The sequence below is a fragment of the Streptomyces sp. NBC_01750 genome, from assembly GCF_035918095.1.
In the GTDB taxonomy this organism is placed as follows: Bacteria; Actinomycetota; Actinomycetes; order Streptomycetales; family Streptomycetaceae; genus Streptomyces.
In genome coordinates this window covers 1,918,035-1,940,928 of the sequence record NZ_CP109137.1, presented here as the reverse complement: position 1 = coordinate 1,940,928, position 22,894 = coordinate 1,918,035, and the positions used below count along the sequence as shown (strand labels likewise).

19 protein-coding genes and 8 pseudogenes are annotated in these 22,894 nt (G+C 69.0%); 10 read left to right on the top strand and 17 right to left on the bottom strand.

Going from position 1 to position 22,894, the window contains the following annotated elements; translation table 11 throughout:
- Nucleotides 1–35 precede the first annotated feature (35 nt).
- The 4 genes and pseudogenes from OG966_RS08715 to OG966_RS08700 all read right to left on the bottom strand — a co-directional run.
- Nucleotides 36–1,140 (bottom strand): annotated as a pseudogene (locus OG966_RS08715) (helicase-related protein); the annotation flags it as partial.
- 45 nt (nucleotides 1,141–1,185) lie between these two features.
- A complete protein-coding gene (locus OG966_RS08710; RefSeq protein WP_326648869.1) occupies nucleotides 1,186–2,028 on the bottom strand; it encodes a slipin family protein in 843 nt (280 codons plus the stop codon).
- Between the two features lie 664 nt (nucleotides 2,029–2,692).
- Nucleotides 2,693–3,469: a sensor histidine kinase gene (locus tag OG966_RS08705; protein ID WP_326648868.1), complete on the bottom strand. Its 777-nt coding sequence runs from the start codon at nucleotides 3,467–3,469 to the stop codon at nucleotides 2,693–2,695.
- Nucleotides 3,470–3,836: 367 nt separating this feature from the next.
- A pseudogene (locus OG966_RS08700) lies at nucleotides 3,837–4,307 on the bottom strand (GAF domain-containing protein); the annotation flags it as partial.
- Nucleotides 4,308–5,233: 926 nt separating this feature from the next.
- On the opposite strand from OG966_RS08700, the gene OG966_RS08695 reads away from it, so the two are divergent.
- Complete coding sequence (locus OG966_RS08695; protein ID WP_326648867.1) at nucleotides 5,234–5,773, top strand: DinB family protein; 540 nt, start codon at nucleotides 5,234–5,236, stop codon at nucleotides 5,771–5,773.
- A gap of 69 nt (nucleotides 5,774–5,842) precedes the next feature.
- On the opposite strand, the pseudogene OG966_RS08690 reads toward OG966_RS08695, so the two are convergent.
- The 4 genes and pseudogenes from OG966_RS08690 to OG966_RS08675 form a co-directional block, all read right to left on the bottom strand.
- Nucleotides 5,843–6,223 (bottom strand): annotated as a pseudogene (locus OG966_RS08690) (GNAT family N-acetyltransferase).
- A gap of 22 nt (nucleotides 6,224–6,245) precedes the next feature.
- Nucleotides 6,246–6,617, bottom strand: coding sequence for an ArsR/SmtB family transcription factor (locus OG966_RS08685; RefSeq protein ID WP_326648866.1), 372 nt, complete (start codon nucleotides 6,615–6,617; stop codon nucleotides 6,246–6,248).
- Between the two features lie 50 nt (nucleotides 6,618–6,667).
- The gene (locus tag OG966_RS08680; RefSeq protein ID WP_326655134.1) at nucleotides 6,668–7,369 is read right to left on the bottom strand and encodes a flavin-containing monooxygenase; all 702 of its coding nucleotides are present in this window, start codon (nucleotides 7,367–7,369) and stop codon (nucleotides 6,668–6,670) included.
- Between the two features lie 82 nt (nucleotides 7,370–7,451).
- Nucleotides 7,452–7,727: pseudogene (locus tag OG966_RS08675) on the bottom strand (NAD(P)-binding protein); the annotation flags it as partial.
- A gap of 106 nt (nucleotides 7,728–7,833) precedes the next feature.
- Between OG966_RS08675 and OG966_RS08670 the strand changes: the two are divergent.
- From OG966_RS08670 to OG966_RS08660, 3 genes and pseudogenes are all read left to right on the top strand, one after another.
- On the top strand, nucleotides 7,834–8,052 hold the full coding sequence (locus OG966_RS08670) for a hypothetical protein (RefSeq protein ID WP_326648865.1): 219 nt from the start codon (nucleotides 7,834–7,836) through the stop codon (nucleotides 8,050–8,052).
- 53 nt (nucleotides 8,053–8,105) lie between these two features.
- Nucleotides 8,106–9,500, top strand: coding sequence for an NAD(P)-binding domain-containing protein (locus tag OG966_RS08665; RefSeq protein WP_326648864.1), 1,395 nt, complete (start codon nucleotides 8,106–8,108; stop codon nucleotides 9,498–9,500).
- A gap of 76 nt (nucleotides 9,501–9,576) precedes the next feature.
- Nucleotides 9,577–10,464, top strand: a pseudogene (locus OG966_RS08660) (MFS transporter); the annotation flags it as partial.
- On the opposite strand, the gene OG966_RS08655 reads toward OG966_RS08660, so the two are convergent.
- Both OG966_RS08655 and OG966_RS08650 read right to left on the bottom strand, forming a co-directional pair.
- Entirely contained in the window at nucleotides 10,451–10,690 is a 240-nt protein-coding gene (locus OG966_RS08655) for a hypothetical protein (RefSeq protein WP_326648863.1), read from the bottom strand. The pseudogene OG966_RS08660 and the gene OG966_RS08655 sit on opposite strands and share 14 nt — an antisense overlap.
- Nucleotides 10,691–10,913: 223 nt before the next feature.
- Entirely contained in the window at nucleotides 10,914–11,282 is a 369-nt protein-coding gene (locus OG966_RS08650) for a hypothetical protein (protein ID WP_326655564.1), read from the bottom strand.
- Here OG966_RS08650 and OG966_RS08645 point away from each other — a divergent pair.
- Nucleotides 11,178–11,498 (top strand): TrkA C-terminal domain-containing protein, encoded by a 321-nt coding sequence (locus OG966_RS08645; RefSeq protein ID WP_326655133.1) that lies wholly within the window; start codon nucleotides 11,178–11,180, stop codon nucleotides 11,496–11,498. The two genes, OG966_RS08650 and OG966_RS08645, sit on opposite strands and share 105 nt — an antisense overlap.
- Here the strand turns inward: OG966_RS08645 and OG966_RS08640 are convergent.
- A complete protein-coding gene (locus tag OG966_RS08640) occupies nucleotides 11,419–11,838 on the bottom strand; it encodes a CBS domain-containing protein (RefSeq protein ID WP_326648862.1) in 420 nt (139 codons plus the stop codon). The two genes, OG966_RS08645 and OG966_RS08640, sit on opposite strands and share 80 nt — an antisense overlap.
- 376 nt (nucleotides 11,839–12,214) lie before the next feature.
- On the opposite strand from OG966_RS08640, the gene OG966_RS08635 reads away from it, so the two are divergent.
- The 4 genes and pseudogenes from OG966_RS08635 to OG966_RS08630 all read left to right on the top strand — a co-directional run bounded on the left by OG966_RS08635 (nucleotide 12,215) and on the right by OG966_RS08630 (nucleotide 13,637).
- A complete protein-coding gene (locus OG966_RS08635) occupies nucleotides 12,215–12,484 on the top strand; it encodes an SHOCT domain-containing protein (RefSeq protein WP_326648861.1) in 270 nt (89 codons plus the stop codon).
- Nucleotides 12,481–12,543 (top strand): annotated as a pseudogene (locus OG966_RS40770) (hypothetical protein); the annotation flags it as partial. The gene OG966_RS08635 and the pseudogene OG966_RS40770, both read left to right, overlap by 4 nt.
- Before the next feature lie 55 nt (nucleotides 12,544–12,598).
- A complete protein-coding gene (locus OG966_RS40765; protein WP_406732578.1) occupies nucleotides 12,599–12,901 on the top strand; it encodes a BON domain-containing protein in 303 nt (100 codons plus the stop codon).
- A gap of 4 nt (nucleotides 12,902–12,905) precedes the next feature.
- The gene (locus OG966_RS08630) at nucleotides 12,906–13,637 is read left to right on the top strand and encodes an OsmC family protein (protein WP_326648860.1); all 732 of its coding nucleotides are present in this window, start codon (nucleotides 12,906–12,908) and stop codon (nucleotides 13,635–13,637) included.
- A 498-nt stretch (nucleotides 13,638–14,135) separates the two neighbouring features.
- Here the strand turns inward: OG966_RS08630 and OG966_RS08625 are convergent, their stop codons facing one another.
- The gene (locus OG966_RS08625) at nucleotides 14,136–15,008 is read right to left on the bottom strand and encodes a universal stress protein (protein ID WP_326648859.1); all 873 of its coding nucleotides are present in this window, start codon (nucleotides 15,006–15,008) and stop codon (nucleotides 14,136–14,138) included.
- A gap of 413 nt (nucleotides 15,009–15,421) precedes the next feature.
- Between OG966_RS08625 and OG966_RS08620 the strand changes: the two genes are divergently transcribed.
- Nucleotides 15,422–16,333 carry a universal stress protein gene (locus tag OG966_RS08620; RefSeq protein ID WP_326648858.1) on the top strand — a complete coding sequence of 304 codons (912 nt, stop codon included), beginning with the start codon at nucleotides 15,422–15,424 and terminating at the stop codon, nucleotides 16,331–16,333.
- Nucleotides 16,334–16,507: 174 nt separating this feature from the next.
- On the opposite strand, the pseudogene OG966_RS08615 reads toward OG966_RS08620, so the two are convergent.
- The 5 genes and pseudogenes from OG966_RS08615 to OG966_RS08595 all read right to left on the bottom strand — a co-directional run.
- Nucleotides 16,508–16,726 (bottom strand): annotated as a pseudogene (locus tag OG966_RS08615) (glycosyl hydrolase family 65 protein); the annotation flags it as partial.
- A complete protein-coding gene (locus OG966_RS08610) occupies nucleotides 16,635–17,615 on the bottom strand; it encodes a DNA polymerase Y family protein (protein ID WP_326648857.1) in 981 nt (326 codons plus the stop codon). The gene OG966_RS08610 and the pseudogene OG966_RS08615, both read right to left, overlap by 92 nt.
- Nucleotides 17,612–21,067 (bottom strand): DNA polymerase III subunit alpha, encoded by a 3,456-nt coding sequence (locus OG966_RS08605; RefSeq protein WP_326648856.1) that lies wholly within the window; start codon nucleotides 21,065–21,067, stop codon nucleotides 17,612–17,614. The genes OG966_RS08610 and OG966_RS08605 overlap by 4 nt, the downstream gene beginning before the upstream one ends.
- A gap of 328 nt (nucleotides 21,068–21,395) precedes the next feature.
- The gene (locus tag OG966_RS08600; protein WP_326648855.1) at nucleotides 21,396–21,992 is read right to left on the bottom strand and encodes a hypothetical protein; all 597 of its coding nucleotides are present in this window, start codon (nucleotides 21,990–21,992) and stop codon (nucleotides 21,396–21,398) included.
- A gap of 580 nt (nucleotides 21,993–22,572) precedes the next feature.
- Nucleotides 22,573–22,866, bottom strand: a pseudogene (locus OG966_RS08595) (dihydrofolate reductase family protein); the annotation flags it as partial.
- Nucleotides 22,867–22,894: the final 28 nt, after the last annotated feature.

Genomic DNA, 22,894 nt, shown 5'->3' with positions numbered 1-22,894 from the left:
TCGGCCTGTTGGCCTCTTGTTGAGCGATGTCCAAGTCACTGTCCCGGGACTGTGAACCTGGTCGGTTCCTGAGCGCAGCCGTCGCACCGTCCAGATCTGCGAGTCGTGCGGCCAGGGTGGCCTCCGCGAGCCGGGTTGGCAGTGCGGCGCTGAACTTGAGGCCGTTCAGTGCACGCGCGTCCCCTGCGGGAAGGCACAGTTGATCGGCGGCCTCCGAAATGACCTTCCTCCATTCCGCGGGAGTCACGTCCTGGCGAGGTCGGATGCCGGTGTCTGTTGGCCTCTGGAGGGGATCGGCGATCGTGGTGAGTGTGGCGGCCAGGGTGGCGTTGGCCCGGTAGCGGGCCCAGGTCCACCAGCGGTCTTGGCGCGTCTGGTGAGCGTGACCGGCGGGTCGGTGCCGAGGAGTACTTTCCGTGCCGCCTGAGTCAGTTCGTACGAGGCGGTCCGGCCGGAACCTGCTCCTCCCCAGCGCGCCTTGCCGCCGCCGTCGACCGGTTCGACGAAGCATCGCCGCCGGGACCAGTCGATGTACGTCACCTGCCAGCTCTGTCCGGCGAGGAGCAGGCGCTGAGGACCCGCCACCTCTTCGGTCAGCAGCGCGGGATTGGTCGTGCCGATCTCGGTGCGGCCCGAGGGCAACGTGAACTCTGTAGCCGCGGTGAACACCGCGGTGAGGTCCATGAAGTGCCGGTAGCCGAAGCGGCGTTCAGCCTCGGGGCCGATGAACAGCATCCCTCCGTCCCGGTCCAGGAACCCTTCCTCGATCAGGTGGCGCACGAGGGGCTCGGCCGAAGTTCCGAAGGGGCCAAGCCCTCCCCACCATTCCTGCCACAGTCGGTCTCCGACCCGGTGCTCCTGGAGGCAGAGGGCCAGTACTTGTTGGGCGACGATGTGCCGGGGCGCTGGTGGGGCCGTCACTGGCTCCACCCAGCCGCGTGACCACAGCAGTAGCAGGGCTGCCGCACCGATCAGTCCGCCCTCGTCGACGGTGAGGAACAGGCAGGTACGGGTGAAACCTCGCCGCCGGCCGGTACGGCCACGCCGCTGGAGGAAGGAAGCCACGGTGGCGGGCGCATCGATCTCGATGACGCGGTCCAAGTCGCCTACGTCGATGCCGAGTTCCAGGGGGCCGGTGGCCCATCGGGGCTCGTGGCCCGGTGGGCCACCGGCGAAGCGTGCTGATCACACGGTCTCGGCCACTCCGTTGAGCGCCGGTGCGGGGACCGTTTTAGTGATGTTGACGGGCGGTGCGGCCGCTGCTGTTTCCCGGGCGAGGAAGGAGCCGAGTTCGCCGATGGTGCTCATGAGGGGGGCGGGGAAGACGACGGTGGTGTTCTTGTCCACGCCGATCTCCACCAGGCTCTGCAGGTTGCGGAGTTGCAGGGCAAGCGGGTGGGCCATCATTGTGTCCGAGGCGTCGCCGAGCGCGGCGGCGGCGAGCGATTCTCCCTCGGCGTTGATGATCTTCGCCCTCTTCTCGCGTTCGGCTTCCGCCTGCTTGGCCATCGCGCGCTTCATGCTGTCGGGCAGCTGGATGTCCTTGAGCTCGACCAGGGTGACCTCGACACCCCATTCGGCGGTGGTCACATCGAGGATCTGGCGGATATCCAGATTGATGCGGTCGGTCTCGGAGAGCGTCTCGTCGAGGGTGTGCTGGCCGACGACCTTGCGCAGGGTGGTCTGGGCGATCTGGTTGATCGCCGCGTGGGCGTTCTCGATCGCGATGACGGACTTCACTGCGTCGACGACCCGGAAGTAGGCAACCGCGGACACGTCCACACTCACGTTGTCGCGCGTGATGATGCCCTGGGACTGGATCGGCATGGTGACGATCCGCAGCGACACCCGGTGCAGGACATCCACGACAGGGATGATGAACCGCAGCCCCGGGGAACGGGTTCCCACCAGGCGGCCGAAACGGAACAGCACCCCCATCTCGTACTGCTTGACGACCTTGATGGCCATGGCGAGCGCCACCAGAGCTAGGACGACGGCGATGACCAGGAGAAGGATCAGAACTTCCATGTGTTGCTCCTCAGGTTGAGGACCGCGTCGACCTGCCCGAGGTCCCGGGAATGCGTCGGCACAACGGGTGATGCCATGGGTACCGACTGCTTGGCTGTGCCCGTGGCCCCGTCGCGACGTTCGCGGGCCCATCTGAGCAGGGCGCCCGGAGGTTTCGAGGACCGCGGACTACCGTGCCTCCAGCATCGCTTGCTGCGGATGCGCGCGGCAGGGCCGAACGGTCCCCGAAGCGCCGTGTCAACCTCTGTTTCTCACAGCGGTTCTTCCGCGTGATGAGCCGTCACCGCCGGGCGGAGGCCGGGCGCTCACCTGGGCACCGTGTGCTGTTCGCCGCGGTGGGACGAGGACTTGGCGGGGGCGGAGGGCCGCTTTCGCGGAAGCTACGCTGTGACGTCTTCCCGGGTGTACCTCCAGACATTTCTGACCCGACGTCAGCCAGCCGTGCTTCGGAGGCTTGTCGGCCTGGTCGTGTGGGAGCACGTTGGCGGCCAGAGGACGCTGTAGTGGATCAGGCGAGCCTGCTGGCACGCCCGGGACGACGAAGCTCTGCTCAGACTGCGGAGCTCACATCAGCCAGGGCGCCTCCTCGTGCCCCGTCGGGTCCCGGAACCAGTCCGTGTGCCCCTGGCGGAACGATGTAACTGTGGGTTCCCTCCTCCGCGGGTCAGCCGTTGTCGGCGGGGAGGGGGACGGCCCAGTGCAGGACGGTACCGGCGGGCTGGTTAGGGGTGAGGGTGAGGGTGCCGCCGAGGTCGGTGGCGCGAGCCTGGAGGTTGGCCAGTCCGCTGCCGCGGGTGCCGGCGGGGTCGGTGCCGCGGCCGTTGTCGGCCACTCGAAGCCGCAGGTGCGTGGCGGTGGCCTCGGCGGTGACGTCCACGGCGGTGGCGTGGGCGTGGCGGGCGGCGTTGGCGAGGGCTTCGCGGAGCACGGAGAGCAGCTGGTCGGCCACGTCGTTGGTGACGAGGGTGTCCGGCAGACTGGTCATACGCAGGGCCGGGGTGAAGCCCAGGGCCTCGGCCGCCTGGCCTGTCTCGGCCACCAGTCGGGCCCGCAGGCCGGTGTCCTCGTGACTGGGGCGTTGGTGCAGGGCGTAGATGGTGGAGCGGATGATCTTGATGGTGTCGTCGAGGCCGTCCACGACCTGCTGGATGCGGTCGGCGACCTGTGGACGGTCGGCGACTTGGGCGAGGGTGGACTGCAGGGTAAGTCCGTCGGTGAACAGGCGTTGGATGGCCAGGTCGTGCAGGTCGCGGGCGATGCGGTCGCGGTCTCCGAGGAGGAGAAGCTGTTCGGCGGCGCGGCGGTGTTCGGCGATCTCCAGGGCGAGTGCCGCGTGGTTGGCGAATCCGGCGATCATGGAGACGGTCGCGTCGGCGAATGCGGGACGGCCAGAGAGGCCGGCGACCTGCAGGACGCCGCGTACGTGTGCGGGGGTCGGCATCCCAGTCCCCGGTAGTGATCGTCTCGCCGGAGCTGTAGACCTTCCCGGCCAGGGTGGTCTCGGGCAGGACCAGCCCGTGTACGCGGTCCGCGTCCTGGCCGACGGCGGCTTCGATGACCAGGTCGCCGGTGTGGGGAACGGGTACGGCGAGGGTGATCAGGTCGGCGTCGGCCATGTCACGGACGGTGGCAGTGAAGGTCTTCAGCACCTCGGCGGGGTCGGTGCCGGACAGCAGACTGCGGGTCAGTTCACTGCTGGCCATCAGCCAGCGTTCGCGGCGGTGCACGGCGCCGTAGAGCCGGGCATTGTCGATCGCCACCCCGGCCGCGGCGGCCAGGGTGCCCAGCACCGCCTCGTCATCGGCGTCGAAGGCGGCCCCACCGTGCTTGTTGGACAGATACAGGTTGCCGAACACCTTCGCACTCACCCGGATGGGGGCACCGAGGAAAGTCCGCATCGGCGGATGACCCGCCGGGAAGCCGACGGCGTCCATGTGCTCGTTGAGGTCCACCAGCCGCAATGCGTGCGGCTCGCGGATCAGCAGCCCCAGGATGCCCTCGCCTTCCGGAGTGTGCCCAAGATCGGCGATGGTCTCCTCGTCCATGCCGACCGTGATGAACTGCTTGAGTCCGCCCTCCTCGCCGAGCACACCCAGCGCCCCGTACTCGGCGTCGACCAGGTCGGCCGCAGACTGCACGATCTGCCGCAGCACGACACCCAGGTCGAGGTCGCCGCCAACGGCCAAGACCGCCTCCAGCAGCGCATGCACCCGGTCCCGGGTGGAGCGAACCCGCCTGACCTGCGTCTGCAGATCTTCCAACAGTTCGTCAAGGTGCATCTGCGGCGCCGCTGCTCTGGTGCCCTGCGCGGCCGCGTCGTCGTCCATACTGACTCCCTTCGGCAGGCCGCCTCTGGCTCCTCCAGGATGCCCCCAACAGTCCCGCCTGGCGCCCACCACGCGCACCAACTACGTACAAACGTTCATCTCATTGGAGGACCATCGGCTCCGTCCGCACCGGCGCCCTCCGCGCCTACGACGTGATCCGTATGTTGTCGCGTGGGCGGGGGCACCTGGGGTGGCGCGGGATCTGGGCTTGGACGAGGTCGTCGACCGGTTCACGCTGGACGGCGACGAGACCAGCTGGCTGCGGAACAAGTCCGGTGCCACCCGGATCGGCTTCGCGGTGCAGCTGAAGTTCCTGCTCTGGCGCGGCCGGTGCGGCTGGAGCTGCCGCGCGACGCGGTCGAGCACGTCGCCCGCCAGGTCGGTGTTGCCGCCACCGATCTGGCGCTCTACGACTTCAGCTCACGGCAGGCGCAACGGCACCGCACCGCACCGCGATCCGGGAGCGGACCGGCTGGCACGAGTGCACCTGCACCGACCTGGTGAAGCTGACCTCGTGGCTGGTCGATGCGATGTCCGGCATCGACGACTTCACCTTCGACATGGCCGAGGTACCGCGCCCTCTACCCGCCGGACTGCTTCGCGTGAGAAGGGAAATCCGCTGCGCGGAGGTCCTCTTGGGCTGGCGCGATCACTCTCTCGGCGTAGATCGACAAGGACCGCCAAGATCCCCAAAGGACTCATAATCCGTCGGCCGTGGGTTCGAGTCCCACCCGCCCACTGTGCAGGCCTCTGACGCGTAAATAGCTTTCCGGGGAACCTTCCCACCGCGCTGGTCGCCGGTGACACTTGCTGTCGGTCCCGGCCTTGTGGCCAGGGCGCCATCACAGCCCCACAGTGTCGAGCGGGAGTAGCAGGCCATGGCGAGCGTGCATCCGATGGACCGGCAGGCCGTGTACGACGACTACGAACGCGCCCGACAGACCTTCCACCGCCTGCTCGAGACGGCCACCGCGGCCAATCTGGGCAGGGCCACCCGCGGCACCCGGTGGACCAACAAGGAGCTGCTGTGGCACATGCTCTTCGGCTACATGCTGGTCCGCGTGCTGCTGGTCCTGGTGCGGGTCTTCGGGCGGCTTCCGCGGGGAGTCGGCAAGGCGTTCGCTCGCGTACTGAATGCGGCGACGGTGCCGTTCCACTTCATCAACTACCTCGGACCTGTGGGAGCGGCGAAGGTCTGCGGGCCTCGCTGGATGGCTGCCATGTTCGACCGCGTCATCGGTTCCCTCCGCCGCCGGCTCGCAGGGGAATCCGAGGCGGACCTGGCCCGGGGCATGCACTACCCCGTCCGATGGGACCCGTTCTTCCGGGACTTCATGACGCTTGCGGACATCTACCGATACCCGACCCAGCACTTCGACTTCCACCGCCGCCAGCTCACCCTTGACGACGGCGAATAACCCACCTGGGTACAGGCGAGCCGACACGCCACACGGAGCCGACAGCCGCAGCCCCGCACGCGCCTGAGGTCAGCTGATTGCCGGGCTGCGGCGCTCCAGCAACACCACGTCTCGCCACACCCGTGGTGGCGCCCAACGCGCTCCCGGGTGCCGATGATGCGGAAGCCCGCGCGCTCGTGCAGGGCGAGGCTGGCGGTGTTCTCGGGGAAGATCCCGGACTGGATCAGCTGTGGCGGCGACCCAGCCGAGCACCGCACTGCTCGAGTCGAGGGCGGCGAAGCGGTGCCCGGGCAGCTTCGCGGCGTCGAAGTCTTCCCAGCTGGGGGCGCTGGTCTCGAACGTGGCGTTGCCCTCGTCGATGCCCGCCTGATAGGTCGCCAGGACTTGATCGGCGTGCTCGGCGGACAGCGGCACGATGACCGTGGACGACGGACCGGTGTGGCTGGACATGTGCTGGAACCCCCCGTGGTGGTCAGGCGGCCGTCGCAGCGGTGGTGAGGAGCTTGCCCATGGCGGCGAGCACGGAGGGCTCCACGCGGTAGTAGACCCAGGTGCCGCGCCGCTCGGAGGTCAGCAGTCCGGCCTCCTTGAGCTTCTTCAGGTGATGCGACACGGTCGGCTGGGAGACGCCGACGTCGGAGATGTCGCACACGCACGCCTCGCCGCCCTCGTGGGAGGCGATCGCGGAGAACAGCCGCAGCCGGACCGGGTCGCCGAGCGCCTTGAACATCTTCGCGGCCATCTCGGCTTCTTCGGCAGGCATGGGGCGCTCGGTCAGCGGCGGGCAGCACGGCGCCACGACCTCGTCGGGCTCCAGCAGCGGCAGCACCTTCGCATTCGACATGCATCTATGTTGACACCCGTCGAACTATTCTGTGGAGGGGTCCGTGCAGCTCAGCGGCGGGTCAGGTGGGCGGAAAGGCGCCGGGCGAAGCGGGCGGCGTCCCGGCCGACGCCGCGCAGGGAGTCGGAGGACAGGCTGCGCTGCCACTCCAGCCCGACGAACGCCACACCCGGGTGCACCGGGGAGAGGCCGTCGCGGTGGCGGGGGTGCCCGGCGTCGTCCAGCGCGCGGAGACCGGTGAGATAGGGCTGGTCGGGGCGGTAGCCGGTGGCCAGCAGAATCGTGTCCACCTCCTCCACCGTCCCTTCCGCCCACGTCACCTTGCTGCCGTCGATGCCGGTGAACATCGCGCACCGGTCCGGCATGCCGACGCCGAGGGCGGCGCGGTAGCGGCCGTCGTCGATCACCGGCTGAGCGGGCGGGGTGCTCAGGAGGCGGCCGAGCGGCGCGGTGTCCAGGCCGGTCCGCCGCAGCCAGAAGTGCAGGTCCCGGCCGAGGATCTGCTGCGGCGCAAACTTCACCGGGTGGCGGCCGGCGAGCGTCACCCGTGCCACGGTGGCCAGTTCGACGGCGATCTGCACCGCTGAGTTACCGGCGCCCACCACCACGATCCGCTGCCCGGCAAACGGCGCGGTGCTGCGGTACTCGGCGGCATGCAGCACCGTGCCGGTGAAGCCCTCCAGACCCGGCAGCGTCGGACGGTGGGGGCGGCCGAACGTGCCGGATGCCGCAACAACAGCCCGCGCTGCCAGCTCGTCGCCGCCCTCCAGGCCCGACCACGAAGCCGCGCGGCTCGGCGCGCACCTCTGTCACGCGGTGCCCGGTGCGGATGTCGGCATCGAGCCGGGAGGCGTAGGCAGTCAGGTAGTCGATGACCTCGTCGCGGTGCGGATACCGGCCGGGGGCACCGCCGCCGAAGGGCATGCCGGGCAGGGAGCTGTACCGGGCTGGCGAGAACAGGGTGAGGCTTTCGTAGTACCGCGGCCACGAGCCGGCCGCCCGCTCAGGCGCCTCCAGCACCACCGGCCTGAGGCCCTGACGTATGAGGGCGTGTGCCGTGGCGAGCCCCGACTGGCCGCCACCGATCAGTGCGACGTCGACGTGCTCCATGAAAAACTCCTCCAATTCGACAAATGTCTATGTTGACGTTCATCGAATCAGGTGCCATGCTGGCAGCGCAAGACATCGACAGATATCGAAACACCGAGGAGTCGTTATGAACGAGCCCGTCGCCCCCGCCACCGGCACCACCCACAACTCCGCCGAGGCCGCGCCGTCGTGCTGCGGACCGGCCCCCGCACCGCCTGCCGATGCGACCGCTCCGGCCGAGCCCTCCCCGTGCTGCGGCACCAGCGAAGGCGCGAAGGCGGCCGAAGCCTGCTGTGACCCGGCGGCCAAGCGCGAAGCTGTCGCCACCGGCACCGGCTGCTGCTGACAAGCCGACCCCACCACCGCCCCCTGCCCTTCGCACGAGTCCGGAGACATGTGATGAGTGAGAGCACCACCGCCGAGCTGCCCGTTGTCGTGATTGGTGCCGGGCCCGCCGGCTTGGCGGCCGCCGCCCACCTGATCGAGCGCGGCCTCGAGCCGTTGGTTCTGGAGGCTGGCCCGGCCGCGGGCGCCGCGGTCCGCGAGTGGTCGCACGTGCGGCTGTTCTCCACCTGGGGCGAGGTCACCGATCCGGCAGTCGAGAAGCTCCTCGCCCCCACCGGCTGGGTGAAGCCGGACGCCGCCACCTACCCGTCCGGCGGAGACTGGGCCGAGCAGTACCTCCAGCCCCTCGCCGATGTCCTCGGCGACAAGATTCGCGTCGGCGCCACCGTCACCGGAGTCTCCCGCACCGGCCGCGACCGCATCGTCGACGCCGACCGCGAAGCCCAGCCCTTCGTCGTCCACGTCGAATACGCCGACGGCAGCGAGGAGCGCATCTTCGCCCGCGCCGTCATCGACGCCTCCGGCACCTGGACCACCCCCAGCCCCGCGGGCGGCAGCGGCCTCCCGGCCCTGGGCGAGCGCGCCGCCGCCGACCGGATCACCTACCGCGTCCCCGACCTCAAGGACCCTGCTGTCCGCACCCGGTACGCCGGAAAGCGCACTGCGGTCATCGGCTCCGGCGCTTCCGCCTTCACCGCCCTGGCCTACCTGGCCGACCTCGCCAAGGGCGACGGCGGTGCGGGAACACATGGGGTCTGGGTCCTGCGCCGCGGGATCAACGGCTCGACCTTCGGGGGCGGCGAGGCTGACCAGCTGCCCGCGCGCGGCGCTCTTGGCATGGCGGCGAAGGCCGCTGTCGACCAGGGATACGCCGACGCGGTCACCGGTTTCCGAACCGAGGCGATGGAACGGGACGGCGACGGCCGCCTGGTGCTGGTCGCTGAGGACGGCCGCCGCCTGGACCCCGTCGACGAGGTCATCGTGCTGACCGGCTTCCGCCCCGACCTCACGTTCCTCTCCGAGATCCGCCTCGGCCTCGACGAACGCCTCCAGGCCCCGGTGGACCTCGCCCCGCTGATCGACCCCAACCAGCATTCCTGCGGCACCGTCTACCCGCACGGCCACCGCGAACTGTCCCACCCCGAACAGGGCGTCTACCTCGTCGGCATGAAGTCCTACGGCCGCGCCCCCACCTTCCTGGCCATGACCGGATACGAGCAGGTCCGCTCCGTCGTCGCCGCCATCGCCGGGGACATCGAAGCAGCCGACCGCGTCGAACTCACCCTCCCCGAAACAGGTGTATGCGGAGGCGCCGGACTCTTCAACACCCCCGACACCAGCGAGACGTCCGGCGGCGGCTGCGCCCCCGCGCCCGCCCTGGTACAGATCGGCACCGCCGCGGCTACCGAGCCCGCCGAGGCCACGTCCGGCGGATGCTGCGGCTCGTGACCGACCTCAACGCCGACAACGCGGGGCCGCGACCGGAACAGCGGACCGGTCGCGTCCCCGCGCCGCCCTCCCCGCCCTGTGCCTGACACAGGTCACCAGCTGGGGCATCCTCTACTACGCCTTCCCCGTCCTGAACCCACAGATCACCGCCGACACCGGCTGGCCGACGAGCGCCACGACCGCGGCGTTCTCCGCCGCCCTGCTCATCTCCGCGCTCGCCGGGATCCGCATCGGCCGAGTCCTCGACCACCGAGGCCCACGCACCGTCATGACGTCCGGCTCGATACTTGGCGCCCTCAGCATTCTCCTCATCGCCACCGCCCCCAACCTGACGGTGTTCACAGCGGGGTGGCTACTCGCCGGCCTTGCGATGGCGTCCACCTTCTACCTGCCCGCCTTCGCGGCATTGACCCGCTGGTGGGCACCGGACCACGTACGCGCCCTGACCATCGTCACCCTCGCCGGCGGCCTTGCCTCCACTGTCTTCGCCCCCCTGACCGCCGCCCTCGCCAACCACCTCTCCTGGCGCGCCGCTTACCTGGTGCTCGGCGGGATCCTCGCCGTCGTCACAGTGCCTGCGCACGCGCTCGCACTGAACACCCCCTGGCCCAAGGCGCCTCCACCCGCCACCGCGCATACCGACTCCAGTGCGGCATCCGTTACACGCAGCCGACCGTTCTGGATGCTCGCCGCATCCCTCACTCTCTCCGCCTTCGCCATGTACGCCGTCGTCGTTGCCCTCGTCCCCCTCCTGCTCGAACGCGGCTACACCACCACCCAGGCCGCCTGGGCCCTCGGACTCGGCGGCGCAGGACAGACCCTCGGCCGAACCCTGTACGCCACGCTCGCCCGCCGAACCGGAGTGACCATGCGGACCACCGCCCTGGTCGCCCTCGGCAGCGTCACGACCGCCGCCTTGGCGTTCACGCCGGGCCCGTACGCCCTGCTCGTCACCTTCTCGATCGCGTCACCTCGGTGAGGGCCGTGCCGCTCGTGAACCCGTCACCCTTCAGGCTCGTACCGGCCGTCTCGCTCGCGGCACTGGCGTGCTTGCCCCCGGACTCCAGTCCGCTGAAGAGCCCGTGCGCGGCGTGGCCGATGTCGCCGAGTTCGTCGTCCTCCACCACGTAGTCCGCGGACCCTGGCTTCGGCGTCGAACCACCTGTGCTGTCGGCCTTGTTCAGGCGCATGGCGACTGCCGCGCCCCTTGCATCGCTTTGGGCTTGAGCCCACTCCTGGTCGAACGACAGCGGCCCCCGCCTCGCTCGTCATGATCAACTCACCCATGGTGATCAGTGCAAACGTCCGCCGCACTGCCATGCTCCGGCAAAAAGGATCGAAGTTTCTTGCCGGTACAAAGCAAACGGCCCGGCGCGTAGCCGGCGGAATGGTGCCGTATTCGCCGGGTTCGCGTCAGCAGCCGTGGTCGTCGACCGAGACACCGAGATGCACCGTGCGGTAGTACCTGACGGTCTGCTCCGCTGCTTCGGTGATCGTCATATCCCCCGCGTCGCGGCACGCGTCAACGACGCGGAAAACACCTTGCTCTTCGACCAGAACTGGGGAGTCGACACCGCAGTTCCCGCAGCCACCCCCCTGATCTCCCTCATCGAGGAAGCCACCGGCGCCACGGACACGGTGGCCCTGCTGCGCCTGAGGAAAGCGGGTGTTGACGTCATCGAAACCGCCATCACGCCACAGTTCCGCGCCATAGGCCGCACGCTCGCCGAGATCACCCTCCCCGCAGGCACCGTCATCGCCACCGTCATCCGCGACGGCCAACCCACTGTCCCTTCCCCCGAGATGCGGCTCCAGCCCGGCGACAACTCCTCGTCGTCTCCCACGCCGCCACCGAGCAGGAGATCCACGCCGCCTTCCAGTGACGGTCGCCTGCCCGGCGAAGGGCACGGCCGAGTGGTCAGTGGGTCGCGCAGACCACCTCCACGAAATGGCCCACCTGTTCCTCCGGCAGACGACGTGCGAGGTCCGCTTCGCTGATCATGCCGACCAGGCGATGGTTGTCGATGACCGGCAGCCGCCGGATCTTGTGCTCCTCCATGGCCTGGAGGACTTGGTCCGTGTCGGCCTCCGCGTCGATCGTGATCGGCTTGCCCTGCTCGAGCATGCCCGCAGTCATGGTCTTCGGGTCCTTGCCCTTGGCAAGACACTTCACCACGATGTCACGGTCGGTGATAATCCCGTGCAGCCGGTCGTCCGGCCCGCAGATCGGGAGGGCTCCGACGTCCAGCTCACTCATCCGGCGCGCCGCGTCCTCCAGGGTCTCGCTCTCCTGGATGCACATGGCACCGGCATGCATGATCTCTCGTGCAGTGGTCATGACCGTCTCCTCCCAGCTTCGAGCCTCGCAATCTGCGCGGGAAGCACAGAGAGCTGGCCCGCCCCGACCGGAACGCCTTAAGGCCAGTGTGGGTTCGGCGAACCCCGTACGCATGCCAGCGAAGAGGTGGCGACCCACCACTGTGCCTTCGCCGCGCGAAGGCCGGCCGCCAGGTCACGGCTGCTCCGGTACAGCCCAGCCGGATGCGGCTGACCAGACCCGCATCCCCGGCGCCCCGACCACCGTGACCGGCGAGGGGCCGAGCAGCCACCGAGTGGCCACAGAGGGCCGAGCGGCCCAGGGAGCGAGGCCGGTGGGCACTGGCGCCCTTCCCGGTACGCGTGGAGAGTAGAGGAGTCCTAGGAGGTGAGCCACGGTGACGTACTGGAATGGTGGCTGGGCCTGGATGACCCTGATGCCGCTGCTGTGGATCGCGTTGATCGGCCTTGTGGTGTGGGCGGTCGTGCGCCTGACGCAGCACTCGGCTGGTCGCCACGACGCCACGGACCCCCGGAAGACACCGAGGGAAACGCCAGAGGAGATCCTTGACCGCCGCTTCGCCTCCGGCGAGATCGACGCGGACACGTACTCCGAGGCACGCAAACGCCTCGCCGCCCACCGGCCGGGGCCCGGTGACCGAGGATGACGGTCCCGGCCATTACGGCGCCGCCGCACGCCACGATCGCCGGCGCCGCCCGGCTCATGGGCCGGGGCCGTCTGAAGCGGCTTCCCGTCGTGGACGACAAGGGCCCTCAAGGGCGTGGTCAGCGGGGGCGACCTGCTGAAGATCTGTCTCCGCCCGGACGCCGACATTGCCGAGAAGGTACGCGGCGAACTGGTCGCCCGTCTGATCCCGGCCGGTTCATCAGCTCTGGACGTACGTGTCCAGGACGGCGCCGTCACTCTGACCGGCACCGTCCCCAACAGCTCGCTGATCGATCGGCTCGTCCGGCTGGCCCGCGCTGTGCCGGGTCGTGGACGTGGGCGCGCAGCTGGATGTCGGGCTACCAGTGCGCTGAAGCCCGTCGGCACAAGGCGAGAAATTCACGATTCCGGATGGTGACATCGTGTCCGAGAAGCAGCAGGCTACGCAGGCGGAATACGTGCGCACAGGGTGTGGCCGCACGATCAGTGTCTCCAGATTCGTGCCCGAGGGGCCGCCCGCCGAGATGGGCCGCGTGGTGCTGGGCACCGTGTGCGAGCCCTATGCCCGAAGCGAGGTCTGGGCCTCCTTGACGCCCGAGGAGGCGAGGCGCGTCGCCGGGATTCTGCTGTTCCAGGCCGAGGCCGTTGCTCCACCCGAGCCGGGCGTGCCGGGACATGCCGAGGCCGTTTCCATCTCAGGCGACGCCTATGAAGTAACGGTACGAGGGCACGTACTGACGGTTGATCAGCCTGTGGCGGACGGTGGTCATGACACAGCCCCGACACCGGTGGAGCTGCTCGTGGCCGCAGCGACGTCGTGCATCGCGCACTACGCCGGGCGCTTCCTCGACCGGCACGGCATCCCCCGGAAGGGACTGCGCGTCGCCGCTGACTACAAGATGGCTTCCGCGCGCCCGGCGCGGGTCGGTTCGCTGAGCATCTCCGTGGACGTCCCGGAACTGCCCCCGGCCCGCGCCGGGGCGTTCCAGGCGGTGATCTCACACTGCACCGTCAAGAACACGCTCGAAGTCCCTCCCGAGATCACCATCATGCTGGGCGACCGCTCTGGGACCCGGCCGAGCCGGAGCCAGGACAGCGAGGACGTGGATCGCGTGCCTGCCGACGGAGTTCGGGACTCCGGCGGCACCCTGTGACAGGGTTCAGGTGATCGATCACTACGGTCATGTCGTCGATGACTTTGACTCCGTGAGGAGCCGCGGGACATCGGCTTCCGCCATCCGGCCACTGACGTCCACGACGCCATTGCGCACGGTGACCTCGACGGTGTTCCGGGCAGCCGGGATTCGGCGAGGGACTCGATCTCCTCGCGAGTCCAGGCATCATCGTGTATCAGCGCGTTGAGCAGTGCGTTCCTGTGCACGACACCGACCAGGCGGCCCTCCAGGAACGGCATGTCGCCGCGCACCGATGCGGCCGGTACGTCCATGACGTCACGGACCAGCAGAGGCGCGGGTTCGGCACCGGACACGGGCTCGGCGCACTCCGTCACCCGCCCGGCCGGAGCCGCCTCGGGAGCGGTCGGGCGTGCCGCAGCCTGCTTGGCGGACACCGTGACCGCCGCGGACCGGACTGATCTGCCCCTGCCAGGTCACCACCGGGCTGCACTGTCCAAGGCGGCGTCTGTGTCGTACTCAGTTGTGCGGAACCACCGCGACCGAGCACGGCGCGTGATGAACCACCGCGTGAGCGACGGCTCCGAGATGATGTGGGCCAACGGCTCGTCGACGTCCCACAATGACAACGTCAGCGCCCCGGGACTCATCGACGAGCACCTCATCGGCATGCCCCACGACGATCGCGGTGTCGACCTTCACCTTTGGGAACTTCTCGGCCCATCCCTCAAGCGCTCGTTCCAGCGCCGGGCGCTCGCGCTCCTCCAGCCGAACCCTCTCCTCGGGGCTCACCGGCACGAAATGGTGAAGCGGGAAGACCGGCAGAGCCGCCGCGCTAACGATGCGGAGGCTGGCCCCAGCGGCCTGTGCTGCGTGGAAGGCGAAGTCAATCAAGTCGTCGGCCTGATTCTCGGTATCGAGGCCCAGCACCATGATCGGAGCATGGACGGACTCCCCGACACGACCCCCCTCGGCCTCCTCCGGCTGTCGAACGATGATCACCGGCCGTTCCGAGTGAGCAGCCAGGTGCAGACCCAGGCCCCCAAGAACGAAGCCCCCCAAACCCCTGAGAGGTCGCGAACCGAGTACCAGCATTTCAGCACCGGCCGACTCACGGAGAAGCACCTCGCGCGGATTTCCCTCCAACTGGACCGTCAAGATGTCCAGCTCACTGTGGACCATGTCCCGACGAGCCTCTTCAGAGATCAGCCGGGACGCCCCGTCCCGCGGCGCGGCGGTCGAGACCGGTATTGCCTCTCCTGAGGGACGCTCGGGACTCACGTGCACCAAGGACAGCGACAGTTTGCGGTACAAAGCTTGCCTCGCCGCCCAGTCCGCCGCCGCCAGGCTGGCCGGCGAACCATCGATTGCTGCTACGACGGGCCGATTCATGTCGTCTTCCCCTTTCGATGGGGGTGTCACCGGCGCCAACGGCGTCCGCGCGTCGCAGGCCGGTCCCCGGACGGCCAACGTCGTCGCAATGCTGGCGCTCCTATACCAGCCTTCCCGCCCCGCCCACGCGACGCCAGGGCCGACCGGACCTGTCTGGACGGCGAGCGGTACCAAACCGTTCGGCAACGAGGCCACCACGGCTGGCACCAGCTGACGGTCATGACAACGGCTGTGTCGGCGTACAACCCGGTAAGAGCGGATGCGGTGCTCGACGCGCCGCTGTCGGGCTGGCTGACTCGAGCGTCACTGGGGCCGTTCGACCCGGCCAGGGCCCCTTGGCCTCTCGTGCCAGGGCCGACGGTCAGTGACCCTGGAAGCGCGGCCATAGGGCACCGCGCGGAGACACATCCCGCATGGCGGACATCCAACCGGAAGAGGTTCTCATCATGACGCGCAATGTCGCCGTCGGTCTGGACGGCACACCGGAAAGCCTCGCCGCCGCCGAGTGGGCTGCGCGAGAGGCGCTGCTGCGCAGGGTGCAGCTGCACCTCGTTCACGTAGAGGAAGGGCCTTCGGCACTGACCCGGCCCGCCATCACCCCTGAGATGCGGCGCACCTGGGCCGAGGAGATGCTGGAGAGGGCCGCCGCCGATGTGCGGCAACGCCACCCGCAGCTGGAGGTCACCATTCGGCACTTCGCGGGGCAGCAGTCATCAGCCGGTCTGGCGACCGCCGCCAGCGAAGCAGATGTGCTCGTACTCGGTTCGCGAGGGCTGGGTAGCGTCGCGGGCTTCCTCCTCGGTTCGGTCGGTCTGGCCACGGTGAGCGCCACCGAGCAGCCGGTCGTACTCGTACGGGCGGCAAAGGGGCGAGCAGGCGCGCCCTCGGACTCCGCACCGGCCGAAGCGTCGGGCGAGTACCGTGACGTCGTCCTCGGGGTCGACATCCGCCAGGACTGCGACGCGGTCATAGCCTTCGCCTTCGATGCGGCAGCCAGGCGGGCCGCCAGTCTTCGAGTAGTGCACGGCTGGACGATGCGGCCGGTCTACACAGACTACGCAGCTGTCGACGCCGGAGAGGAGATCGCACAGGCGCTGAGCGACATGCTGATGCCATGGCGACAGAAGTTCCCATCCGTGAACGTCGTGGAGCAAGCACTGTTCGGCGGGGCCTCTCGGCAGCTGGTGTACGAGTCGGCAGACGCCGAGCTCATGGTCATCGGTCGGCGTATCCAAGACGCGCCGCTCGCAGCGCATATCGGCCCGGTCACCCATGCCGTCCTGCATCACTCGGCCGCGCCCGTCGCTGTCATCGCGCACCGGTGAACAGCAGGGTGGCGCCCGAGCCCGGGGTCGCCGGGGGATCAGTGATCCCGCAGTGTCAGCCAGCAGGATTTGCCGGGTGCGAGGGAGACCGCGCGGGTCCGGGAACTCTATGGCGAACGGCAACCGGTCGGACGGCGGCACGCCGACTTCGAGCTGTCCGGGCCGCATGCGGAGCCGGATGCCCCAGTGGCCTCGATAGCGCAGGGCGAAGCTGTATTCGCTGAGTTCGGGCAGGCGTACGGGGTCCAGCCACAGTGCCCCGGCCCGTGTCTCGAAATCGGTCAGTCCGCGCTGAAAGCAGTCAGTCAGCCAGAGCGGCTGGACGTACAGCCTCGGGCCCGAAGCGTCGACGGGCACGGTCTGCGGCAGCTTCGACTGCGCGGGCACGGGCATCGGTGGGATCCAGAGAGAGCTGGCGGTAGGCACTGTTCGCTGGCAGCAGGCCGTCGGCGCGGATCACGAAGGCGCGGACTCTCGCTCGCTGCAGCCCGAGGGCGGTCAGCAGACCCAGGGCAGTTGCGGCGAGGGCGGGTGAGTGGTTGGTGGGTTCCGACAGCGTACGCATGCGGGTCGTGGAACTGCGGTCGGCGTACCGCACCGTGAGGGTGAGTCGTCTCGTGATCTGGCTTTCGCCGCGTAGGCGTTGGCCAATCTGGTCGGCGAGCCCCAGGACTGCACGGTGATGCTGTGCCGGGTCCAGGCAGTCCCGCTCCAGCACAAGGTCGGCCATCAGGTGCGCTGCCGGTTCCAACGGGGTGACCGGGCGGGGGTCGTGGCCGCGAGCGCGCTCGGCCAGCAGCCGAGCAGGACCCGCGCCGAAAAGTCGCTGCAAGGTAGCCGGAGGCATGTCGATGATCTGGCCGATGGTGTGCAGGCCGTACCTGCTGAGCGTCTCCGCTGTGGCGCGGCCGATCCCCGGCAGCGCGGTGACCGGCCGCGGGTACAGCCAGTCGGTCACTTGTCCGGTGGGGACCCAGGTGGTGTCTCCCGGCGCGGACGCGTCGGCCGCCATGGCAGCCAGCATGCGGTTGTTCGCGAGCCCGGCGCTGCTGTCGATGTTGTAGAGGGCCTTCAGCCTGAGCTTCGTCAACTGAACGACGTCGTAGGGAGACAGGTCGAAGTATCTGAGCGCCGAGGTCAGGTCGAGCTGGACGGCGTTGGGTGGGATGGCCTGGACGTGGGGCGTGACGCCAGACATCAGTTCGATTACGTCGTCGTGCTGGGCCTCGCTCAGTGCGGCGTGCAGATGGAGGTGGGCGATGTGCCGCAGACGCGTGGTCATCCTGCACTCCCTGGGCTGGTGTAGCCGAACTTCTTCAGGTCTGCCGAACGGCTACCGGCGGGCTGCAGGTCGGCATACGGGTGCAGCCGAGCGCCTGTGGTGCCGTTGGCCAGGGTCCGCTGCGGCTGTGCAGGAGTCGGGTGCGGGTGACTGGATCCAAGGAGGGCGAGCGCGGCCTCTGGGCCGTTGTCGCGGCGGGCGGCAGCGATCTCGTCCAAGTCCCAGGCCATGGTTCCGACGACGGTGCGGCGGGTGCCGCGCACCTGGACCGTGCCGCGCACCAGCAGCAACCCGCTGTGGAAGACGGTGTGCGCGCAGGCCGGGTGGGAGTCCTCGAAGAAGGCCAGGTCGACCAAGCCGGAGCCGTCCTCCAGGGTGACGAAGATGATGCGTCGGCCGCTGGCGATCGGCGGGGTCTGGGTGGAGGCCCGTACGCCGGCGACGAGGACCTGCTGACCGGGGCGCATTCCGGCCAGGTGCGCCGCGTCGGTCGCGCCGATCTCGCGCAGGAGTCGGTGGTGGTGTTCCATCAGGTGCTTGGAGACGTCGATGCCGAGGGTGCTCAGCTCGGCGCTCAGGGCTTCGCGTCCGGTCATCTCCGGCAGGCCGCTCGGCTCCGCTCCGCCGACGGCGTTCGTGTCGATGGGCAGCTGGCCTTTGCCCGCCGATCGGGTGCGGGACTGCCGGTGGAGTTCGGCGATCTGCAGCAGCAGGTCGCGTCGCGTGAGGCGTCCGTCGTGGAGGGAGCTCATGGCACCGATCTCCGCGAGGCGTTCGGCGACCGGTCTGCTGGGATGGGCCCGCTGCCAGAAGTCCGACAGCGATCCGTACGGCTGTCCCTCCTCGATCCGGGCGCACTCTTCCTCGCTGATACCGTGCACCGCGGACAGTGCGAGCCGCACGCCCCACTGCTCTCCGTCGGCCTTCTCTACGGTGTGCTTCACCTTGGAGTGGTTGATGTCGACGGGCAGAACCGGTACGCCACTCCGACGGGCGTCGGAGACGAGGACGCGCTTGGGCCACATCCCGGGGTCGTGTTCGAGAAGGCCGGCCAGCAGGAATGCCGGGTAGTGCGCCTTGAGCCAGGCACTCTGCAGAGCCGGTACGGCGAAGGCGACCGCGTGCGCCCGGCAGAAGCCGTAGGCGCCGAAGGCCTCGATGGTCTTCCAGACCTCGTCCCGCACCTCCGTGCTGTAACCGCGGGCGTGTGCCTGGTGATGGAACCAGTCCTTGATTCGGGGCAGTCGCTCCTTCTCGCCGAGCGCTCGCCGCGCGATCTCGGCCAGCGCGTAGTCGCAGCCGGTCATCACCGAGAGCGTCTCGATGATCTGCTCGTGCCAGATGGTCACGCCGTAGGTGTCGGCGAGCACCGGCTCGAGGTCCGGATGGGCGTACGAGGGTGTGCCGCCATGGCGTGCGGCGATGTACCGCTCAGGCATGCCCCCGGCGACCGGACCGGGACGGAAGAGACTGATGTCCGCGATGACGTCCTGAGGATCGCGTGGCTGCAGTCTCGACAAAAGATCTTGCTGACCAGGTGACTCCAATTGAAACAGGCCCAGGGTCTGACTCTCCTGGATGAGTTTGAATGCGAAGACGTCGTCGAGCGGTACCTGCTGTGGGTCGTCCAGGTCGATGCGGTTGCCGGTCGTCCGTTCGATCTCGGTGACGGCGTGGGCCATCGCGGACTGCATGCGGACACCCAGGACGTCGAGTTTGATATTGCCCAGGTCTTCGATCTCCTCCTTTGCCGCCATGGCCATGGGGTAGTCGCCCTGCGGTGTGGGCTGCACCGGCAGCCGGTCCAGGAGGGTCGCGTCGCTGATGACCACGCCACAGGGGTGCATGGCCATGCCGTGGACCAGGGAGTCGAGGCCTTCGGCAAGCTCCCACAGAGGTCCGTACCGGTGTGCCTCGGACGCCAGCTGCCGCAGTTCCGGCAGCTCGGCGAGCGCGCCGGTGATGTCCGAGGCCCGCAGGTGCGGGAAGCTCTTGGCGATCCGGTCGACGTCCGCGGGCGCGATCCCCAGCGCGAGGCCGGTGTCCCGCAGGGCCCGGCGGGCACGGTAGGTCTCGGGCATCGCGGTGACCGCCACCCGCTCCTTGCCGAACCGGTCGAAGATCGCGTCGTAGCACTCCAGGCGCCGGGCGGATTCCACGTCGATGTCGATGTCGGGCAGCGATGCCCGGCGCACGCTCAGGAAGCGTTCGAACAGCAGCCGGTGGTCGAGCGGGTTGGCGGTGGCGATGTCCAAGGCGTGGCAGACCATCGACCCGGCGCCCGAGCCGCGGGCCGCGACCCGGATGCCCTTGGCCCGGATGTCGGCCACGACCTGGTGGACGGCGAGGAAGTACGAGTCGTAGTCCAGCCGGGAGATCACATCGAGCTCCTGGTCCAGCCGGTCAAGCGCCGCGCGGTCGCGATCGAGGCCCCGTCGGGCCAGACCCTCCTCGCACTGCCGGCGCAGCAACTGTGCGGCTCCGCCCGCTCCGGGCTCGGCGCCGAAGAGCGACGGTTCCGGGAAGTGCCGGGCGCCGAGCCCGAGGTCCGCCACCGGGTCGACGGTGCATGCGACCGCCGTAGCGGCGGTGTCCGCCATCAGACGACGTGCCCGCCGGACGTCCGCTCCGGCGCATTCGGCAATCATTCGCGCGACGCCCGCCATTCCTCTCTCGTCCTTGAGCCAGCGCTGCCCGCTGTCCAGGTTGCGCCGGTCGATGGGCCGCAGCAGCCGCGCGGCGTCCAGGACGTCGGCGAGACGGTGCTGGTCCGGGTCGGCGTAACGGACGGCATTGGAGAGCACGGCGGTGGTGCGGGTGCGATCGGCCAGCGCAAGGGTCCGGGCTGCCAGCCGCAGGGATCCCGGACCGACGCCGAAACGTTTATGCACAACAGCTTCCAGCCTGATTCCCCTACCGAAGATCTCCTGCCACGGTGCCAACAGCTTGGCCGCGACGTCTTCGCGCCCAGCCGCCAAGGCCCGCACCGGCTCCGAGAGCGGTCCGAGCAGTACGGTCAGGCCGGGGCCGCCGTATTCGCGTAGCGCTTCCCACGGCACCACCACCGGCGCCGCGCCGGACGCGGTGCCGGCGTGGGCGGCCGAGGTGATGCGGCACAGCCGCGCCCATCCGGCCCGGTTCTGCGCGAGCAGCACGAACCGCAGCGGCGGCTCGACGACGTGCGCGCCACCGCGCGCCGGGGTGCGGTGGCGCTGGGCAGGCGGCGGGGGCGCAAGAGCCTCTACCGCCAGGTCGACACCGAAGATCGGCCGGACCCCCTCCTTCGCACAGGCCTGTGCGAACCGGACGGCTCCGGTGACCGTGTCCCGGTCGGTGAGCGCGAGCGCCGTCATGCCCCGCTCGGCCGCCCGTCGGACGAGATGCTCGGGGTGGGCGGCGCCGTAGCGGGCGGAGTAACCGGATGCGACGTGCAGATGGGCGAAGCCCGCCATGCCACACCTCCATCACTCCACCCCTTTTCGGCCATACACCCGATATGTTCATCGTACGCTCGTTCGATTACTCTAACCCCATCAGTCCCGGTCAGCGACCAGATTCGAACACAGCAACGATTCTTTGGTGGGGTGAGCAGCGGCCGAAACGGGCGCCTCCCGTCACCTCCCCAACCGGGCGGAGCAGTTGGAGGAAATCGCCCCATGGCGCGCACCACGCCGCCGTCATTCAGCGGCTCAAGGAGGACGGACGAGCAACGGTTTGCAGCATGAACGACACTTTCCGTAACGGATCGAGTCTCAGGTCGGTCGCGTCAGCCCTCGGGATTCACGTCGCCGTCGGATCGGCCGACTGCCGCTGATCACCCTTCGGCAGCAGCTCCCAGTACAGGTTTCCCGAGGCAAGGGTCACGTTCCAGGAGGCGAGGGGGCCGAACGCCGCCAACTGGTCGAGCACGGGGAACAGAGCCGCCGGAGCGAGCCCACACTCACGTGCGATCCGGTCCATCTCGGTGCACCCGCGACCGGCCGAGGATTCCGCGTGTGCCGCTAGGCAGAGGGCGAACAGTCGCAGAGGCGGGTCGCCGGCGCCCACACAGCCGTCCCTTGCCGCGCGCAGCGCCCAGTCCGCAGCGCTCCTGCGGTCCGGACGAGCGGGTCGCTGAGCAAACAACCCGCCGTCGAGGATCTGGGCGACCACTACCCTGACGGCAACGTCCAGGGAAGTCGGCGTTCTGTAAAGCCACCTTGCCTGCTCCAGCTCACTCCACGGGGCCGGATCGCGGCTGAGGCACAGACTGCGCAGGACCCCGGCGGGCAATCGGACCTGCCCCTTGGAGTCCATGCGCAGTGCGCACTGCACAGCGAGCAGGCGGGCCGCAGCCCCGGTGTGGCTCGGCAAGGCTGCGGCCAGGTAGCTGAGCATCTCCCGCACCCGAATCTGCCATAGGGCGCGCGCTCCTCCCAATCCTGTTCCGCGCCGTTGTCCGCTCAAGAAAGAGCGACGGCAACTGCGCTGGAGGGCCCAACGCTGCCCCGAACATGCCCCCATTGCCGCGGCCGCCGACGTGGCGGTGGCCGAGTGGGAGCCCTTCGACCCGCTCATCCACCACGAGCACATTCACACTCGGCTCCCGACACTCACCCGACGTCAGGGACCTGCCGACCGGAACCCGAAGGCGACACAGCCGTGACCGCGCGCCACGCGATTGAGATCGCCCTGACCCGACCTGCCACCGGCTGTGAGCTGCGTATTGCACGTCGTGCCGTGCCTCTGGGCGCCAACACCGAGCGCACCCGGCTGCTGGCCCTGCAGCGCGCCAAGACTCCAGGGCGCGCGCTGCGAGTACTTCGACATCGACTCGATGCTCTGTTGCCCATCGACGTCCTGACCACCCATTACCCGGACCGACAGGGCTGTGTCCTGCTGAACTTCGCTCTCAGTCACAGCGCCCGCACTGCCATCTGCCACGCTGCGGCAGCCCGCAGCCAACGGCCCCGGGACGGTTCGACACCAGGTCGTCCTCGGTGAGGGTGGTGGAGACGACGTAGTTCGGCATCACCTTGTAGTCGGCGAAGTCCTCCATGTCGGGCCATACCGGGCTGAATGCCTGGTAGCTGGTGCGGCCCATCAGTATCGCGGTGGCTTCCTTCTGCTCCCGGCCCTTGATGTCGAATGCTTCGGGGAGGAACTCGATGTCCTTGAAGGTCCATCCGGAGTTCCGGTATCCGGGCTCACCCCCAGGGGCCTCCACGACGCCGTCGAGGGAGATGGAGGCGGTGCTGATCAGGGTACGCATCGAAGGATCCTCGGTGTCTCGTGTCTGG

Bases quoted from the DNA above. Each gene is read 5' to 3' on its own strand.
- OG966_RS08710 (WP_326648869.1), bottom strand. From the start codon at position 2,028: ATGGAAGTTCTGATCCTTCTCCTGGTCATCGCCGTCGTCCTAGCTCTG.
- OG966_RS08705 (WP_326648868.1), bottom strand. From the start codon at position 3,469: ATGCCGACCCCCGCACACGTACGCGGCGTCCTGCAGGTCGCCGGCCTC.
- OG966_RS08695 (WP_326648867.1), top strand. From the start codon at position 5,234: ATGGCGAGCGTGCATCCGATGGACCGGCAGGCCGTGTACGACGACTAC.
- OG966_RS08685 (WP_326648866.1), bottom strand. From the start codon at position 6,617: ATGTCGAATGCGAAGGTGCTGCCGCTGCTGGAGCCCGACGAGGTCGTG.
- OG966_RS08670 (WP_326648865.1), top strand. From the start codon at position 7,834: ATGAACGAGCCCGTCGCCCCCGCCACCGGCACCACCCACAACTCCGCC.
- OG966_RS08665 (WP_326648864.1), top strand. From the start codon at position 8,106: ATGAGTGAGAGCACCACCGCCGAGCTGCCCGTTGTCGTGATTGGTGCC.
- OG966_RS08655 (WP_326648863.1), bottom strand. From the start codon at position 10,690: ATGCGCCTGAACAAGGCCGACAGCACAGGTGGTTCGACGCCGAAGCCA.
- OG966_RS08640 (WP_326648862.1), bottom strand. From the start codon at position 11,838: ATGACCACTGCACGAGAGATCATGCATGCCGGTGCCATGTGCATCCAG.
- OG966_RS08625 (WP_326648859.1), bottom strand. From the start codon at position 15,008: ATGAATCGGCCCGTCGTAGCAGCAATCGATGGTTCGCCGGCCAGCCTG.
- OG966_RS08620 (WP_326648858.1), top strand. From the start codon at position 15,422: ATGGCGGACATCCAACCGGAAGAGGTTCTCATCATGACGCGCAATGTC.
- OG966_RS08610 (WP_326648857.1), bottom strand. From the start codon at position 17,615: ATGACCACGCGTCTGCGGCACATCGCCCACCTCCATCTGCACGCCGCA.
- OG966_RS08605 (WP_326648856.1), bottom strand. From the start codon at position 21,067: ATGGCGGGCTTCGCCCATCTGCACGTCGCATCCGGTTACTCCGCCCGC.
- OG966_RS08600 (WP_326648855.1), bottom strand. From the start codon at position 21,992: ATGCTCAGCTACCTGGCCGCAGCCTTGCCGAGCCACACCGGGGCTGCG.